The 17,352-nt window shown below is 49.9% G+C and carries 13 protein-coding genes; 1 reads left to right on the forward strand and 12 read right to left on the reverse strand.

Annotated features, from left to right (window positions below):
- The 3 genes from IT781_RS06985 to lnt all read right to left on the reverse strand — a co-directional run.
- The coding region (locus IT781_RS06985) for an SDR family NAD(P)-dependent oxidoreductase (protein WP_194969424.1) at positions 1-752 on the reverse strand (752 nt) is incomplete at its 3' end.
- Between the two features lie 377 nt (positions 753-1,129).
- Entirely contained in the window at positions 1,130-2,221 is a 1,092-nt protein-coding gene (locus tag IT781_RS22710; RefSeq protein WP_194969425.1) for a triose-phosphate isomerase, read from the reverse strand.
- A 303-nt stretch (positions 2,222-2,524) separates the two neighbouring features.
- Positions 2,525-4,093 carry an apolipoprotein N-acyltransferase gene (lnt, locus tag IT781_RS06995; protein WP_194969426.1) on the reverse strand — a complete coding sequence of 523 codons (1,569 nt, stop codon included), beginning with the start codon at positions 4,091-4,093 and terminating at the stop codon, positions 2,525-2,527.
- A gap of 265 nt (positions 4,094-4,358) precedes the next feature.
- Between lnt and IT781_RS07000 the strand changes: the two genes are divergently transcribed.
- Positions 4,359-6,749, forward strand: a complete 2,391-nt coding sequence (locus IT781_RS07000; protein ID WP_194969427.1) for a Lon protease family protein — start codon at positions 4,359-4,361, stop codon at positions 6,747-6,749.
- A 43-nt stretch (positions 6,750-6,792) separates the two neighbouring features.
- Here the strand turns inward: IT781_RS07000 and IT781_RS07005 are convergent, their stop codons facing one another.
- From IT781_RS07005 to IT781_RS07045, 9 genes are all read right to left on the reverse strand, one after another.
- On the reverse strand, positions 6,793-7,473 hold the full coding sequence (locus IT781_RS07005; protein ID WP_194969428.1) for an SPOR domain-containing protein: 681 nt from the start codon (positions 7,471-7,473) through the stop codon (positions 6,793-6,795).
- 3 nt (positions 7,474-7,476) lie between these two features.
- Entirely contained in the window at positions 7,477-9,237 is a 1,761-nt protein-coding gene (gene argS, locus IT781_RS07010) for an arginine--tRNA ligase (RefSeq protein ID WP_194969429.1), read from the reverse strand.
- A 76-nt stretch (positions 9,238-9,313) separates the two neighbouring features.
- Positions 9,314-11,539, reverse strand: coding sequence for a primosomal protein N' (locus tag IT781_RS07015; protein ID WP_194969513.1), 2,226 nt, complete (start codon positions 11,537-11,539; stop codon positions 9,314-9,316).
- A 370-nt stretch (positions 11,540-11,909) separates the two neighbouring features.
- A complete protein-coding gene (locus IT781_RS07020) occupies positions 11,910-12,716 on the reverse strand; it encodes a class I SAM-dependent methyltransferase (protein ID WP_194969430.1) in 807 nt (268 codons plus the stop codon).
- A gap of 143 nt (positions 12,717-12,859) precedes the next feature.
- Complete coding sequence (locus tag IT781_RS07025) at positions 12,860-13,366, reverse strand: disulfide bond formation protein B (protein WP_194969431.1); 507 nt, start codon at positions 13,364-13,366, stop codon at positions 12,860-12,862.
- A complete protein-coding gene (locus IT781_RS07030) occupies positions 13,351-14,052 on the reverse strand; it encodes a TrkA family potassium uptake protein (protein ID WP_194969432.1) in 702 nt (233 codons plus the stop codon). Before IT781_RS07030 ends, IT781_RS07025 begins: the two co-directional genes overlap by 16 nt.
- A complete protein-coding gene (locus IT781_RS07035) occupies positions 14,049-15,653 on the reverse strand; it encodes a TrkA family potassium uptake protein (RefSeq protein WP_194969433.1) in 1,605 nt (534 codons plus the stop codon). Before IT781_RS07035 ends, IT781_RS07030 begins: the two co-directional genes overlap by 4 nt.
- On the reverse strand, positions 15,647-16,363 hold the full coding sequence (locus tag IT781_RS07040; protein ID WP_194969434.1) for an SDR family oxidoreductase: 717 nt from the start codon (positions 16,361-16,363) through the stop codon (positions 15,647-15,649). Before IT781_RS07040 ends, IT781_RS07035 begins: the two co-directional genes overlap by 7 nt.
- Complete coding sequence (locus tag IT781_RS07045) at positions 16,351-17,343, reverse strand: spore photoproduct lyase family protein (RefSeq protein WP_194969435.1); 993 nt, start codon at positions 17,341-17,343, stop codon at positions 16,351-16,353. The genes IT781_RS07040 and IT781_RS07045 overlap by 13 nt, the downstream gene beginning before the upstream one ends.
- Positions 17,344-17,352 lie beyond the last annotated feature (9 nt).

The raw sequence follows: 17,352 nt of genomic DNA on the forward strand, positions 1-17,352 counted from the left end.
GCCGGTTTATCGGCGACATTGAGCGGCGTCCAGACGGGGCCTGGAGCAACGCAATTGACGCGAATACCTTTCTCGACCAAATTCAGCGCCAGTGATTTAGTAAAAGCATGAATGGCACCTTTGGTAGAGGCATAGTCAATTAGGTGTTTATTCCCTTCCAGACCGGTAATTGATCCGCAATTGATAATGGCATCGCCATCTTGCAGATGTTTGAGCGCTGCCTTTGCCATGCGAAAGTAGCCGTAAATATTGGTTTTAAAAGTGGTATCAAATTGTTCATCAGAAATATCTTCGATTGATTCCTGATTATGCTGATAAGCTGCATTGTTGATTAAAATATTCAATTTGCCGAATTCATGGACTGTTTTTTCAACAGCATTTTGACAAAACTCCAGACTGGTTACATCGCCCGAAATTAACAGGCATTGGCGACCTTCTTTTTCGACTTGCCGCTGAGTTTCTTCAGCATCGATCTGTTCAGATGGAAGAAAGGTTATTGCGGAATCCGCACCTTCACGAGCGAAAAGTACAGCAACGGCACGACCAATACCCGAATCGCCGCCGGTAATCAAGGCGACTCTATCTTTTAATTTGTTCGAGCCTTTGTAATCAGGTGCAAGATATTGTGGTCGTGGCGTTATTTGCGCTTCAACACCGGGGCGTTCCTGGTGCTGGGCGGGCATTGGGCTTTTAGGATATTTTTCGTTTGGAGTTAGTTTATCCTCAGAATTTGGTCGGCTTTCTTTTGGCATTAAGCTCTCTCCTAATCAAAAATATTTATAACCTCTTTCGCACGTACTAAGAAAGAATATATCGAATGCTAAATTAAAATTCCTGACTTCTTTTTTAAGATGCTTCCATAATTCAATTGTTCAATCATTTTATGGATTAGCCAAAACATCACAGAAACAGGCATCTTTGTTAATTTGACTGCTAAGCATTGATGTCTGTTGGTTTTGCAACGCACGTTAAAGCCTGATATTTATGCACAACAGTTGGTTGGAGGAATTGCTTTTTGCTTATGAGGAGAAATACCCTCTTCAATGAGAAATTAAAGAGGGTTCTACAAAGAAATATCCGATGCTTAGCCTTAAAGGCATAAGCTCTATAGTCTGGCTAGGCCAAGGTTTTAAGAATCCAGGCCAAATCTTATTATTGAGGCAAAATCATTGGCCTTCAAACTCGCCCCGCCGACCAAGGCTCCATCAACACCTGAAATATTCATGATATCGACAATATTGTCGGGCTTCACATTTCCACCGTACAGGATCCTTATGGATGAAGCGATTTGCTCGCCGTACAGGTCCATAATGAGATTTCTAATGAAATCATGTACTTCTTTTATCTGCTCTAATGTGGCGGGTTTTGCTCCTTCACCGATAGCCCATACCGGCTCGTAAGCGATAATTACTTCGCTGACAGCTCTGGGCGAGACGGCTTCAAACGCCATTCGCAATTGCCGGTCCAGCAAGCTGAACGTTTCATTTGCGAGTCTGGCTTCTCTGTTCTCACCACAGCAAAGAATGACCTGTAGCCCTTGGCCCAGAGCAGCCTGGATTTTTAGCTGAATGGATTGATCGCTTTCTCCGGCTCGCTCTCTTAATTCTTCTTCCAAAAATCGGGACAATCCAGTCAGGAGGTTACGATTCTCTTTGGCGACTAGGTATTCCAAAGTTGCTATAACTTGAGCATCGGCACCGTCTTTTGCTTTCAGTTTCTTCAACTTGTCGGAAAGAAAGCTGTCTGTCAGACGCCTGGCCACACTAGAGGCAAAACCATAATATTTCCCTAGATTGGCTCTGCGGTCCGAATGGCCAATTATGACACGATCGACCCCGATGGCTCCCAGCATTTCGGGCGAAATTTCTCCGGTAAATGCGCCTTTGGATTCAAAAAACGTATCTTGCGCCAGCAGAAATACATTTCTGCCTAAACCATATTCTGTCCTGAGAAAATCCGGTTTAATATAATCGGCCAGGGTAGAAAGTCCTGTGTAAGGAGGTGCAAGGCCTATATCGACATCTCTTATTCCGCGGCAGATATCCAGGATTCTTGCCGTAAGGGCGACACCTGATAGGGGAATCATATTCATTTTCCAGTTACCAGCCAGAAACGGCCTGATCGCTCCGGGAATTCCGGCTTCGGCTTCGATTTTATGCCATTGGTTTGCCGTTCTTTGACGGAAGTAGTTTCTATATGCCTTTGGATTTGCCGTCTTCATGCATTGTACCTTTTAGTCCAATATTAATTTCCGTATGAGGTTTTAGCCCCTTACCCCATTAATAAAATGCCATGTGCTACCAAAAAGTTGTGATACGACATTTTTCCGCAGACTGTGAAAATTTTACTTTTCTGTCTGGAAATTCTCAGCTAGTGTTCGTAGCAGCGGCACGAAGAACCTCATTTTGCTTCCGATTCCCTGATAAAAAACTGATACCGGAATCGGATGTTTTCCCACCGTTCCGAACATTACACCTTACTCATGCTGAAGAGCAAGAAATAGTTGGGCAAACCGACCAAAATCTCATTGCTTTTGATAACGATTACGGACTCCTATGCCGATGAGCACAATCAGCGCAGTCCAAAGCAGAGAAGGCATCAACCAGAACCATTCTTGATAAAAAGTGACTGGCGGATTTGTCAGGTAAGGGACTTCATAAACGCCGGCCCAAGCTTGGTGTAATGGAGAACGCTCCAGAATATCTCCGGATGCCAGAGATACGGTAGAAATGCCGGTATTGGTCGCTCTGAGCACAGGTCTTCGGAATTCGACACCTCGCGCCAGCGTCATATACATATGCTGATAGGGTTCCTGCCAGGCGCCGTACCAGGCATCATTCGTGACGTTGACAATGAACTGAGCCCCCAGCTCAGCCAGGGAGCGCGCGAATCCGGGAAAAAGACTTTCATAGCATATTTGCGGCCCCATCTTGTAACCATTCCAATGCAATAAGGCAGTCGGACCCTGACCGCGTGCAAAATGACCGGTCGGCGGCAACCAGTTGCGAATCTGCGGGAAGAATTGTTCACCGGGAATATATTCGCCGAAAGCCAGCAAGATGGATTTGCTGTAATGAGGCGACACTATTTCACCGTTTTTATCGAGCACGAACAGCGAGTTCGTAATTAGCCGAGAGGCTCTGTCGACGCTATAGGCTCCGGTAATCAGCGGCAGTTCGCGCTCGCTGATAAATTGGCTCAATTGAGCCGGATGTGGATCGAGTTTGAAGTCTTCACCCAACAGTGCCGGAAAAGCCGTTTCCGGCCACAGTACAAAGTCGACTTTTGTTTCTGTTGTTTTAAGCGCTTGATCGGTCAGATCAGTATATCGTTTAAGTATTTCCTGGCTATAGCCTCTGCCTAATTCGGCGGCGAGTTTTTCCGAATTGCCGATGTTGGCTTGGACCAATAACGCTTTAAAAGAAGCATCCGGTTCAGGCAATCTGTTTTTAAGCCAAAAACCGCCGGCGTTCAGCAAGACAAAACCCCAGACTACGGCCATCAGAATTCTTTTACCGGCGGCCTGTCGGCGTTTTTGCCAGGCGATATAAAGCGGCAGATTGCACAATAATGTAAGAGCGCTGAGGCCGCTGAAGCCTATCACTTCAGCCCATTGGTAAACAGGCACGCCGGCACCATACCAGGAATAACCGAAATTCCAGTCAAACAAGGTCAGCGAGTAAGCTTCGCATATAATGGTGATCAATGCCATTAACGCTAGCGAAAGCCGTTCCGGCCAAGCGAACTTGCGCCGCCCCCAAAACCACAACATGCCCGCCACAGGGACAAACAAGTGCGCAATCAGTGCATAGAGCAACATGCCGAGGACTGCTACGGGCCAATCCAGATGCGCAAATTCATGCAAAAGATAAGTGACCCAGTTAAAACCGATCAGTGTAAAAATGAAGGACGTAACCAATCCACCCAAGAAAACACCTTTCAGGCTGGTTTGCCGGTTCCAGAAAATCCACAGCGGCACGAAACAGAATAAAGACGCCCAAGGCGGAAAAGGAATATAACTGGTGCCGATAAAAATGCCGGATAGGACCGGCAGCAACCAGAGGCGGGTTTTGCTAGCTGAAAAATCGTTCATATCAGTTTTTAATGAAAAATCTTATTGTACACAAGCGCGAGAGCAGATGTTGTCGATGGCGGGGATTATCCTGCAAAGTGGTCTATTATCTAAGAATTTTTATACAAGATTATTAAAACTGCATCGGCAAATTATTTACTGGCTGCCGGTTGCAGCATATTTTCAGGATACGTTGCATGTCTAACTGTTTCGGTGTTGCCGGAATTCCTATGCAACATGCTAAAATCGCCGATCACCTTGCAACCTTGGGATGTTATTTTTATCCATGTCTACTACGCTAAAGCTTCCACTTGAATCATTGAAATTAAATGTTGATTTGTCTCATATCGACTTGCCGGAAGCTCCCAGGCAGCAAGCTACTATTTTAGGTCAAGCCCGCGCCCAGTCGGCATTGGAATTCGGCGTTACGATGCGCAATCCCGGCTACAATATTTTTGTCATGGGCGACCATGGCAGCGGTCGGCTGACCATGATCACCAATCATCTTGATACGACTGTGCAAAGTTTACCCGCGCCGCCAACCTATGCGTATGTGGAAAATTTCGAGAATCCCAGGGAGCCAGTCAAAGTTGAATTGCCGGCCGGGCATGGACAAGAACTTTGCAAGGATATAGAGCGATTGATCGACAATTTGCTGGTCACTTTTCCGGCTGTCTTTGAAAGCCCTGCTTATCAGCAAAAGAAGAGCGCGATTGAGCGTCAATTTAATCAGCGCTATAACAGCACCATTGATCTGGTCGAAAAAAAGGCCCTGTCTCTGAATATTGCTCTGTTCAGAGAAAACGATTCCATTACATTTGCACCTATCAAGGACGATAAGTCGCTGGATGAAGATCTGTTTATGCAGCTGCCGCAATCGGAGCGCGAAGTTTTTCATAAACACGTGGAAGAGCTGGAAGACTATCTGGGCGATGTATTGATAGAACTGCCCCAGTGGCGCCGAGCTACAGTGGAAAAAATCAGGCAACTCGACAATGATACGATCAGCTTGGCTATAGAGCCGCTGTTTTCAGAGCTGGACGATAAATACCAGAATATTGACGACGCTGTTACGTTTTTAGACGAAATCAAAAAAAACCTGGTTATCACAATTACCGATTATCTGATGCCGGGCCGATCATTGGAACAGAAAGATATTTCCGCCAAGCGGCTCATGCTGACCGAGCTTTATATGCCCAATATTCTGGTCGATTACAAGCAGGACAGTGGCGCCCCCGTTGTTTTTGAATCTCATCCGATTTATCAAAACCTGTTCGGGCGTATTGAATATGTCAGCGATCAAGGCACGCTGGTTACTAACTATCGCAGGATTTGCGCCGGTTCCCTGCATCGGGCAAATGGCGGTTATCTGATTCTGGATGCCGAAAAACTGCTGACTTATCCTTTCGTCTGGGAAGGGCTTAAACGAGCCCTGAAGTCGGGCCGCATTGAAATCGAGTCGCCCTATTCGGAACTGGGCATTAATACGATTACCTTGAAGCCCGAGGTGATCCCATTGAATGTCAAGGTCATCCTGGTCGGTTCTCCCGAGATCTATTATCTGCTGGAAGAGCTGGATAGCGAATTTAACGAAATGTTCAGAGTGCTGGCCGATTTTGACAGCTATATTCAATTGACTGATGAATCGATACAGCGCTTTGCCATCCTGATGATCAAACATGCCGCGGACTCGGGGGCAAAGCCGCTGTCGCGTGCCGCTATTGAGGGCCTGATCGAACATAGCTGCCGGCTTTCCGAAAATCAGTACCATCTTTCTGCACGTATCAATGACTCGCTGGACATCATCGGCGAAGCCAATCTGTTCTGCTATAAAGCCCAGGCCGATCAGATTGACAGAGTGCATGTCGAACAGGCTTTGGCGGCAAGAGAGCAGCGTAACGGTAAACTGTCCCAGGATGTCCTCGAAGAAATGCTCGTCGGTACGATACTGATCGATACCGAAGGCTCGGCGATTGGCAAGATCAACGGTCTGACGGTGCTGGAAGTGGGCGGCAGCAGTTTTGGCGCACCTGCACGCATCACTGCGACCGTTTATCCGGGCTCCCGGGGCATCGTCGACATTGAGCGCGAAGCCGAGCTTGGCCAGTCCATACACTCGAAAGGCGTGATGATTTTGACCGGTTATCTGGGCGACTGTTACGCCCAGCAATTTCCATTAGCCATCTCGGCCAGCATCGCGATCGAGCAATCCTACGGCTATATCGATGGGGACAGCGCGGCGCTGGCTGAACTTTGCTGTCTTATCTCGGCGCTGACTCGCACGCCGATCAAGCAAACGTTTGCCGTGACCGGTTCGATTAACCAATATGGGGAAGTCCAGGCCGTAGGCGGCGTCAATGAAAAAATAGAAGGGTTCTTCCGGCTTTGCCAAGGGCGCGGCCTCAATGGCCAGCATGCCGTTATCATTCCGGCCGCCAATAAACGTAACCTAATGCTAAAGCAGGAAGTCGTGGATGCGGTTGCTCAAGGTTTGTTTGCCGTTTACGCGGTATCCAATGTCAATGAAACCTTGGAGTTACTGACTGATCAGTTAGCCGGTTCACCGGATAGTGAAGGCAACTATCCAGAAAACAGTATTAACTACAAAGCCATTTTCAGATTAAAAGAGATCTCCGATATGGCGCTTGATGAGGATAAAGAGGAAGGGGCAACCTGAGACTGTCAGGCGCAGCTACTGCGTTTAATAGCTGCGCCACGGATTAACGGCCGGACTCGGTTACTATGACATCGATGCCGTTCTGCCTCAAGCGGGTCCTGATCGTATTGACGCTGGTCATATGGCCATAAGGTCCCATTTTAACGCGATACCAGATGGTATTGCCGCCGACTTTCGCCTTCTCGACGCGCGATTCAATGCCCATCAAGGCCAGTTTGGCCTTTAATTTATCGGCTTCCTGAAACTCCCTGAAAGAGCCCGCCTGTACCATATATTGAGCGCCTTTATCCTGATGCTGGGCATCTTTATTTTGGCTCTCCATAGCCTGTGCCTTATCTTGAGGTTCCTTGATTTTGCCGATGAGCTCTTCGCGCGCGCGCGTCTTGATTTCATAATCAGGCACAACCACTTCCTTTTGCGGCAGGATCGTGTAGAAATCAAACTGCGGCGGCTGATGAACGGGCTCGGCTGCTTTCTTTGGCTGAGCCTGTTCTTTTTTGGCCGGCTCAGTTTTGTCGGGTTTTGCTGCCGATAGCGCAATCTGCGGGATGTCGCTTTGCTTAGAGCCCGTGCTGCGCAAATAAGCCAAAAAGACTACAAAAGCAATAATCAGCGCCGTGATAAGCATCCATTTAAAAACTCCGGCACTGTCATGACGACTGGGTTTTTGCCCGCGCGGCGCTGTTCTTCCCTGGGTTGCTCTATGTTTGTAGTCTATGGCCATATATCACATTGCTTCAGGAGCGTTGATCTTCAGCAGTCCCAATCCGTTTGCCAGGACTTGTCTCACGGCGCTGATCAAATTCAATCTGGCGTCGCGAAGCGCGGCATCCTCAACGAGGAATTGATGGGCATTGTAGTACGTATGAAACTCGGTCGCCAGCTCGCGCAGATACTGGATCAACTGATGCGGCTCATACTGAAGCGCCGCGCGCTCCAGCACTTCAGGATAGCGCGCCAGCGTGGCGACCAGATCGGTTTCGTGCTCTTCGGTCAGCCGATCCAGATTATCCATGCCCAGCAACAGATTTCTGTCCCAATCCTTTTCGTCAAGTTGCCGGAATACGCTGCACACCCTGGCATAAGCATACTGCACATAAAACACGGGGTTTTCGTTAGACCTTGAGGTCGCCAGCTTCAGGTCGAAGTCCATATGTTGTTCCGACCGGCGCATGACATAAAAGAAACGTGCCGCATCCTTGCCGACTTCGTTGCGCAGTTGCCGCAATGTGACAAATTCGCCGGAACGCGTGGACATCTGGACTTTTTCCTCGCCGCGGTAGAGCACCGCGAACTGCACCAGCAGAACCTTCAGTTTGGATTCATCAGCGCCCAGCGCGGTCATAGCCGCTCTGACTCTGGGAATATAGCCGTGATGATCGGCGCCCCAGATATTGACGATGCGATCGAAGCCGCGGTCCAGCTTGTTCATGTGGTAGGCGATGTCGGAAGCGAAATAGGTGGTCTGGCCGTTTTCCCTGACCACAACCCGGTCTTTTTCATCGCCCAGCTTGGCCGATGCAAACCAGGTCGCGCCATCCTTTTCATAAAGATGCTCACCGGCGAGCAAGCGCTCCAGTGCTTGCTGCACCGAACCGTCATCCATTAACTGACGCTCCGAGAACCATTCCTGATAGTCGACACCAAACTCTTGCAGATCAAGCCTGATGTCGTCAAGAATCGTGTCCAGACCGTTTTGAAAAAGGTCCCGATACAGCGACGGCCCGAGCAGGGTTTTGGTTCTGGCAATCAGCGCATCAATATGCTCTTCCTTATCGCCGCCATGCGGTTCGTCTGCCGGTATATTTTCAAACACCAGCTCTGCAGGCCTGCGATAGTCATTGCCGGCGTTTTTATGAATGTCCCAGGCGATATCACGCACATACTCGCCGCGATAGCCATTGCTTGGGAAATTGACCACTTCGCCGCATTCTTCCAAATACCTGAGCCAGATACTGGTAGCAAGAATATCCATCTGGCGGCCCGCATCGTTGACGTAATATTCGCGGTGCACATCAAAACCGGCTGCTTCCAGCAAATCGGCAACGACCGAGCCATAAGCGGCGCCACGGCCATGGCCTACGTGCAGCGGCCCGGTCGGATTGGCGGAAACAAACTCAACCTGAACCTTTTGGCCGGCGCCGATAGTGCTCAAACCGAAACTACGGCCTTCATCATGAATCTGTTTGATAATCTGATACTGGGCGTTGGCATTGATAAAGAAATTGATAAACCCCGGGCCGGCCAGTTCAACCTTGGTAATCGCCTCATGCTGGGGCAGTGCGGCCATAATTTGCTCGGCCAGTTGTCGGGGATTTGATTTTGCCGGCTTAGCCAGGGTCAATGCCAGGTTTGAAGCAAAATCGCCATGCTGCGGATCACGGGTGCGTTCAATGTTAATGCTCGGGGTAATTTCCTGACTCAGAACACCTTGATTTTTAAGTGTTTCAACGGCTTGCAGGATAAGTGCCTCTATCTTTTGTTTCATTGCTTCATTGCGGTAAGTAGATCAAATAAGTGCCACATTATCCATGAAAATCATCTGATTATCCATTCAAACAACATCAATATAGATCCACCGGATCGATATCCAGCGACCAGCGCACTTTTTTGGCCTGCTTGAGTTTTTCAATTTCCGGCATCAAGCCATCGAGCAAGGCATGCAAAGCTTGTCGCCTTGTGCTCTGAAACAGCAATTGGTAGCGGTAAAGTCCGGCGCGCCTGGTCATGGGCGCCGCAACCGGGCCCAGGATCTGGATATGGCCCTGGCTGTATTGCCGGGCCAGCTTGCCCACCGCTTCCAGAAACAAAGGCGGCATTTTACCGTCTAGGGCCTGCGCCCTCAGCAGCGCCTGATAGCTGAAAGGCGGCAAGGCAGCCTCTTTGCGCTCTGCCAAAGCCGTTCTGGCGAAGTCGCTATAGCCTTGCCTGATCAATGTCGTCAGCAAGGGATGCTCGGGTTTGCGGGTCTGCATGATCACTTTGCCGGGCTTTTCGGCGCGTCCGGCCCGCCCTGAAACCTGCACGATCATCTGCGCCAGTTTTTCGGCCGCATGGAAATCGATACTGAACAGGCCGCTGTCGACATCGAGGATCGCCACCAGCGTTACATTCGGAAAATGATGGCCTTTAGCCAGCATCTGCGTGCCCAGTATGATATCCACAAGACCCTGGTTGATTTGTTGCAGATAGTTTTCCAGTGTGCCTTTGCGCTGAGTCGAATCGCGATCCAGGCGCACGATCATTCTATCCGGAAACAGTGTGGCCAGTACTTTTTCGACGCGCTCGGTACCCAGGCCTAGCGGCGTCAGTTCGCCGGTTTCGCAGGCCACACATCTCTGGATCAATGGTTGTTCCTGGGCGCAATGATGGCAGCGCAGCAAACTTTCGTCATAATGGATGACCAGATTGGCGTCGCAGCGCCGGCAGCGAGCAACCCAGCCGCAGCCATGGCAGATCAAGGTCGGCGCATAGCCGCGCCGGTTCAGGAACAGCAGAACCTGTTCTTTTCTCGACAAGGTTTTCCGGATATCCTCAATCAATGCTTCGGACAGACCTTCCTGCATGCGCTTGTTGCGGATATCGAGCAGTTGCAGGATCGGCGCCGTGGCATTGCCGGCTCTTTCAGGCAGATGCAGCAGGTGGTAACGGCGTCGATCGACATTATGCAGGCTTTCCAGCGACGGCGTTGCGGAGCCGAGCAAAACCGGAATATTCAGCAGCTTGCCGCGCACGACCGCGACGTCGCGCGCCGAGAAACGAAAGCCTTCCTGTTGTTTGAACGAGGCATCATGCTCTTCATCGAGAATGATCAGGCCGGGATTTTTCAGCGGCGTGAATAATGCCGAGCGGGTACCCAGCAAAATTGAACAGACGCCTTGCTGCATCTGGAGCCAGGCGTTTTGCCGCTGTCCGTCGGTCAACTTGGAATGCGACACGGCAATGGTGACGGCAAAACGCTGCCGGAACCGTTCTTCAAGCTGCGGCGTAAGCGTAATTTCCGGAAGCAGGACCAGCACCTGCTGGCCGCGCTCGAGCACGTGCCGGATAATCTGCATGTATACTTCGGTCTTGCCGCTGCCGGTCACGCCCTCCAGTAGAAAAACAGCGAACTGCCCCAGCGATTCGCAGACGGCATCAATGGCTGCTTGCTGCTGCGCATTACACTGCAGCGCGCTGTCGCGAACCAGTAAGCCATTGCCGGGCGCAGCATCAGGCTGACTGATTTCAAGCAGTTGCTTGTCGACCAAGGCTTTCACGGCCGGCCGCCAGTTTTCATTCCATAACGACAAGTCGGTTTCGGACAGGCTGCCGGCATGGCATTGAAATTTTTCCAGGACGCTTTTTTGTTTGGGCGCACGAATCAACCGGTTGCTGTCGATAGCTATGCCTTGCTCTGTCAAGGTATAGCACTTTTCTACATGCAGTTCGGCCGGCTTGCCCTGGCGCAGCGAGACTGGAAAGGCGGCACTGAAAACTTCGCCCAAAGGGTGATGGTAATAGCTGCTGGCCCAGTGCAGCAGGCGCAAGTCTTTGGACGACAGCAGCGGCTCGGCGTCCAGAATGCGCGTAACGCGTTTTAATTTGCTGTTGTCGAACTCGCTGTGCTGCGTTATTGCAATCAGAAAAGCGACTTTGCTGCCTTTGCCGAAAGGCACCTCCAGGCGCATGCCGGGCAGGACGGGGCCGGGACCCGTTTCGGCCGGGGCAAGGTAATCAAACAATCGATAGAAAGGCGCGGGAATGGCGACTCTAAAAATCAGTTCGCTCCCGCCGGGCGGTTTGGCCATAGTGGTTAAATGGGGTTTATAGTTATTGTTCGCAGAAGGGCAAATAGCCGCCCATGCAACCATTTCCGGTCTCTATTGCAATCAGGCCTATGGTTCAGCCAATGAGTTATCCACAAAAGCTGTGGATAACTCTGTGGGTAACCGGTTTCTAAATCAGCTTAATGACCGTTTTTAATACAGTTTTTTGGCCTGCATAATTTTAAGTCAAAAATATTATTCTGTTATATTTCAAAGTCTTGTAAAGAAATATCTGGCAGTGATCAGATATTGCTTGCTGAATTTATTTGAGGCCGGCTTGATGTGTGTAATTAACAGAAATCATGGCTCGGCCTGTCAAATTATGGCCGGCTGAGTCCGGCCGTCTGTCCTGTTATCTGGGCTTGATGAATTTAATCGTCATCCTGTCGCTCTCGCCGATCTCCAGGTACTTCTCGCGGTCCTGTTGTTTCAGTTTCAAAGCTGGCGGCAAGGTCCAGACGCCTTCGGGATAATCTTTGGTATCTTTACTGTTGGCGTTGATTTCGGATTTGCCCAGAAATTCAAATCCCGCTTTTCTGGCCAGTGCAATGACATAATCCTCGCTGACATAACCGGAGGCGGCGCTCGGGTCCTGCAGTTTTTTAGGGGAGTTCCTATGCTCTACGACGCCCAGGATACCGCCGGGCTTCAGGGCTTTATACATGGCATTGAATACCGTTGATGCCTGACCGTCCTTCATCCAGTTGTGGACATTGCGGAACGTTAAAATCCGATCGGCCGAGCCGTCCGGCGCTATTTTCACTTTTTCGGGCGGCTGCAACTCCGTTAACTCGACTTTGCCGTACAGATCCGGATGTTTCTTCAGTTTGGCCTTATACTCATTCAGGCTTTTCTTGAAATAAGGTTCCTCGGCATCGGCTGAAAAATGCGCCGCATACAGTTTGCCGTGTTTTTTCAGATAAGGCGCCAGGATTTCCGTATACCAGCCGCTGCCGGGCCAGATTTCGACGACGGTCATATTGTCTTTGACTTCAAAGAATTCCAGCGTTTCCTGCGGATGCCGGTATTTATCCCTGGCTTTGTGCTCGGCGGACCGATGAGCGCCGGCAACGGCTTTAGGCAACGTGCTGTTCTCGTCGGCGGCTTGCGAAGACGAGAAGCTGCCAGCCAGCAATAGCGCCAGTAAAATTTTTTTCATTATTTTGATCTCGCTTATTGGCCATGGCCAATAATAAATTTTAATGTAGTTATTGAGCATAATTGTAGCGGGAATTCAGCAGCGCATAGGGTTACCGAAGCGCTTCCCTTGGATTGTTCATGCCTGCTGATTTTTTGATCTGGCTATCGGTTCTCAGAATTCCAGATTTGCAGCAGACTCAACAATGCCAGCATTAAGAAAGCGATCAATGTCCACTCGGGAATGCTTAAACCCAGCAATGTCCACGATACTTGAGCGCAATCACCAGTGCCGCTCAGCATTAACTTGATGGTTTCGGACAAAGGGAAATTATCGAAAACATATTCGAGTCCAGGGCCGCATTCCGGCACTTCCTCAGGCGGCAAATGCTGCAGCCAGACGTGACGCGTTGAAATGGACGCGCCGGCCAATGCGGTCAGTGCGCCTATAATCGAATAAACCATTATGCCGGTCCGGCCAGGGTTGTGCACCGCGGCGATTAAAAATACGATACCGGTCATTAGAATGGCGATACGCTGCGAGATACACAGCGGGCAGGGTTCCTGTTCTTCAATAAACTGCAGGTAAGCGCCTATCGCCAGCAATGTAGCGCAGCCAAGGAAACCTAATAAAAACCAGATTCTCGAATTAAATTTTAGTAATTTGTACATGCTTCAACTTCTTCTTTAAATAATCGAATTTCCCGTGCCGGGCCCATGACCACCAGAACATCGCCCGCATCCAGACTATGTTCTTTCTCTCCGATTGCAAAATGCAATGCCTTGCCTACTGCCTTATCGACTACGCCGATAAGGATCAGGTTGTATTTCGTATGAAGTTTTAAATCACTGAGCCTGGTATTTTCCAGACAGGACCCTTTCACGATCTCTACCTGCGCCATATTCAAATCATGCCGTCCGAACACGGTATCATCAAGCAATGTTGTGATATCGGGTTTAGTCAGCATTTCATGCGTTTTTCTGCCACAGATTTCGTAGGGGTCGATAATCTTGTCGGCGCCTGCAGACAGTAATTTTTCCGCCGATTCCGGTGCATCGACACTGGCAATAATAGTCAGATTCTTGGCAAGGGCGCGCGCCGAAATCGTCAGGAACACATTGTCGGCATCATCGGGATAAAAGCAGAAGATGACATCGATATTCTCGCCGATGCCGATGGCTTTGAGCGCATCATCGTCGCGAAAATCAATGACGGCCGCTTCAAAACCCTGCTCTGAAATCAGTCTTGCTTCCGTATCATTATTGCCGATAAAAATAATGCGGTATAGTGATTGATTCAAACGGCGCATGGTTTCCAGCGACATGATGCTGTAACCGAATACGGCAATGCGCTTCATAGTCTTCGGCCTATTTTCAAGCGGCTTCTTTCTATCTGATTGCGAAAATAGTCAATGCCGTAGCGCCTGCCTATAACCACCAGAAGATCTCCTGCCTGTACTTCAAAATGGGGGGCCGGATTGAAATAAAAACACTGGTTTTTTATCGGATAGCTGCTCTTGTGTATAAGATGCATCGGATTTGTACTGATGATACCGACCAGCATCAATTTTCTTTGCTCAAAGTCAATTTCAGAAATTTTCAGATTCTCAATAAAAGAGCCGGCATGTACAGGCACCGTTTCTATGACGATAGGTTTTTCTTCATGGATGATACCCAAAATAGCCTCAAAAGCGACCGATTGGCCGACATATTCGGCAGCTGCCATGCCGGCTATTTCAAAAGGCTGAATGACACTGGTTGCTCCGGCTTGATAGAATTTTTTCACATTTTGCGGATTGTTGACCCGGGAGATAATCCGGATGTTTGCATTTAAATGGCGGCTGGTCAAAGTGATGTAAACATTTGTGACGTCATCGCCGGTCGTACATAAAATCGCCGTGGCCTTTTTATTGATGCCGGCGTGCTCCAGCACGCCATTCTCGCTGGCATCACTGTGAATGGTCAGATACCCCAGTTCATTGGCTTTTAACGCATTGGCTTCCTGTTTATCAATAACGACAAAATGCAGTTTGTCTTTTTCGAGCTGTCTGGCGATATGCTGTCCGACCCGGCCAAAGCCGCAGATTATAACAAAACTGTCATATCGGCTCAGCTCGGTGTAAGTTCTGTTCTCGCGCATGACATGCATTTTGTCGCTGAATGCCGACACGATGATCGAGGTAAAAAAAGATATGACACCCAGCCCGGTGAAAATCAGCGCCATCGCGATCAGCCGTCCACCCGGCGTTTGCGGCGTGATATCGCCATAACCGACCGTCGAGAGCGTGACAATAGACCAGTAAAAGGCGTCAAACAGGTTCTGGATGTTACCGCCATCGGTCGGGTTCTCGAATAAGTAAATGCCGGTGCTGCCGATAAAGATCAAAAAGCCCAGGAAGATGGCCAGTGTATAAAGCTCAAAACGCTTGCTGGTCAGGACCGAAGCGAATAATTTAACACTGTTGAAATAGCGGAACAGCTTGAACAGCCTGAAAATAATGAACAGGCGCAGCAGTCGTACGGCTCTGTAACTGGGGAGGATGGCCAGCAAATCGATCAGGGCCAGAGGCGTGAGCATATACTCGATTTTCTTGGCAAGAATCAGCTTGAAAGCCGCGCCAAGGCGAAACGGAATGTTTAAATATTCGGCTCTTTCATACTGGTCCAGAATGATTTTATGGCTATCGTTGCAAAGCCAGACGCGCAGCAGATATTCGACAATAAACAGTGCGACTATTGACTGTTCGATCAGCAGGGCTGCCGCATCGGGTGCTTTTTCAGCTTCATAAAGCAGCAGTAAAACGCTCAGCACGACTACCCCTATCATGAATACATCAAAATAGGTTTTCAGCCGGCTGTGCGGGTTTTCCAGCAAGTTATAGAAAAACTGTTTGGTATGCCCGTAATGTGGCGATGCCCTTAGCAAATAAGCAAAGTAGACAATCAGCCGCGTCAGCATTTTTTAAACTTGACGACTTTGTTCAAAGGATTCAGATTGATCTCGTCGATGACGATCTGGGTGCGGGAATTGAGTACGTAGGCGACCGTTTCCGCTATGTCTTCCGGTACCAGATAATTGCTGGCCTCATCGCCCGGCTCGAAGGACAGCTGTTCAAAAAACTCTGTTTTAACCATACCCGGATTGATCAGGCAGATGCGCACGTTGCTTCGGCCGCACTCTTCGCGCAGAGCCTGAGTAAAGCCGCGCACGGCGAACTTGCTGGCGCAATAGACCGCTCCCTTGCGGCTGCCCTTTAGCGCCGCTTCCGAGCCGATAAAAATCAGATCACTGCGCGCTTTGCGTTTCAGCGAAGGCAGCAGGGCGCGCGTCAGAAAAGCCTGGCTGGTAAAGTTTATGGTCATCAGCGCTTCGATCTGCTCGTAAGAGAACTCTTCGACCGAACCGAATTGTCCGCGGCCGGCCGAAAAGACTACCGTATCGATATCGGGGAAAGCCTGTGCCAGTTCGCGCAGCTTTTGCGGCAGTTCATGCAACTGGCTCAAATCTAGCTGGACGGAACTGAAGTTTGTCATAGACCGAGTAAAGCGCGTACGGTCGCGCGACAGGCCGATCACATGATGGCCCTGGTTCAGCAGGTTTCTGGCGATGGCGCGGCCTATGCCCGAACTGGCGCCTGTAACCAGCACGGTGCGTTTTACAGTGTGCATGGAAAAAATTTGCTTTCAGGAATATAAGTTAACAATTGCTCCGTACAGTATTGCATCATTTCCTGCTCCAGATCCTGGCGATAAGAAACCATGCCTCTCTGAGTGACCATCGGGCTAGAGAACAGTTTCTCTTCGGGATAAAGATTGTGCACTTTTTTGAAATAGTCCTCCGGCAGCCGGAAAACGCCCAGGCTGACCGAATGCAGCCGGTTTAAATCCAGGCTGGCGAAGACCTGTTCGAACAGTTGCCGGTACTGTTGCCGGTAGCCCGCCTGATAAATCAGCGGATCGAAACGCAGGCCCACCAGCCAGCCCTGCGCCTGCAGCCGGCGCAAAGCTTCGAGACGGCGCTGCACAGGCGGCGCTTTGGCCTCGACCTTGGCCGCTATCTCATCGGGCGACAGGCTGAAGGCGACGATGCAGCGCGGAACCGGTTCGCGGGCCAGCAGACTTCTGACCTGCGTGCTTTTGGTTCTTAACTCCAGCCAGGCATTCGGAATGGTCTCGAAAACCGGCAGAAACTGCTCGGCAAAGCGCGTGACCGGCTCCAGCGCCAGGCTGTCGCAGTCGTAGCCCGAGAAAAAATGGATCGGATCGGCCGGCGCAGCATGGCAGACTTGCCTGATTTCCTGCTGAAAATCCTCGTAATTGACGAACAGCACATAATTGGCCGATTGGTACATGCCTTGCAGAAAACAGTAACGGCAGTCATACAAGCAGTTCAGCATGTGCGAGAAATAATAGTTTCTCGCCGCCCCGATGCCGTAGCCGGCGGGCGCCTCGAGCACGAAATTTTTGTATTTCTCGGCCAGAATCAGGGCCGGTTTCTGTTTTTGCAGCCGGAAATTCTGGGACTTGGGATTAAAGACCTGGGCATAACGCTCGCAGGTAATGATCCGGGCGTGCGGAAAACGGGCGGTAATATCGATAACGCGGGCGTGCTTGCGGATGTTTTCTTCAATATAAATGGTTTCAATCATGGGCTCTGT

The organism is Methylobacter sp. BlB1 (assembly GCF_015476545.1).
Lineage (GTDB): Bacteria > Pseudomonadota > Gammaproteobacteria > Methylococcales > Methylomonadaceae > Methylobacter.

Bases quoted from the DNA above. Each gene is read 5' to 3' on its own strand.
- IT781_RS07015 (WP_194969513.1), bottom strand. From the start codon at position 11,539: ATGGCCAAACCGCCCGGCGGGAGCGAACTGATTTTTAGAGTCGCCATT.
- IT781_RS07035 (WP_194969433.1), bottom strand. From the start codon at position 15,653: ATGCTGACGCGGCTGATTGTCTACTTTGCTTATTTGCTAAGGGCATCG.
- IT781_RS07020 (WP_194969430.1), bottom strand. From the start codon at position 12,716: ATGAAAAAAATTTTACTGGCGCTATTGCTGGCTGGCAGCTTCTCGTCT.
- IT781_RS07030 (WP_194969432.1), bottom strand. From the start codon at position 14,052: ATGAAGCGCATTGCCGTATTCGGTTACAGCATCATGTCGCTGGAAACC.
- IT781_RS07040 (WP_194969434.1), bottom strand. From the start codon at position 16,363: ATGCACACTGTAAAACGCACCGTGCTGGTTACAGGCGCCAGTTCGGGC.
- IT781_RS22710 (WP_194969425.1), bottom strand. From the start codon at position 2,221: ATGAAGACGGCAAATCCAAAGGCATATAGAAACTACTTCCGTCAAAGA.
- IT781_RS07025 (WP_194969431.1), bottom strand. From the start codon at position 13,366: ATGTACAAATTACTAAAATTTAATTCGAGAATCTGGTTTTTATTAGGT.
- IT781_RS07000 (WP_194969427.1), top strand. From the start codon at position 4,359: ATGTCTACTACGCTAAAGCTTCCACTTGAATCATTGAAATTAAATGTT.
- IT781_RS07005 (WP_194969428.1), bottom strand. From the start codon at position 7,473: ATGGCCATAGACTACAAACATAGAGCAACCCAGGGAAGAACAGCGCCG.
- argS (WP_194969429.1), bottom strand. From the start codon at position 9,237: ATGAAACAAAAGATAGAGGCACTTATCCTGCAAGCCGTTGAAACACTT.
- lnt (WP_194969426.1), bottom strand. From the start codon at position 4,093: ATGAACGATTTTTCAGCTAGCAAAACCCGCCTCTGGTTGCTGCCGGTC.
- IT781_RS07045 (WP_194969435.1), bottom strand. From the start codon at position 17,343: ATGATTGAAACCATTTATATTGAAGAAAACATCCGCAAGCACGCCCGC.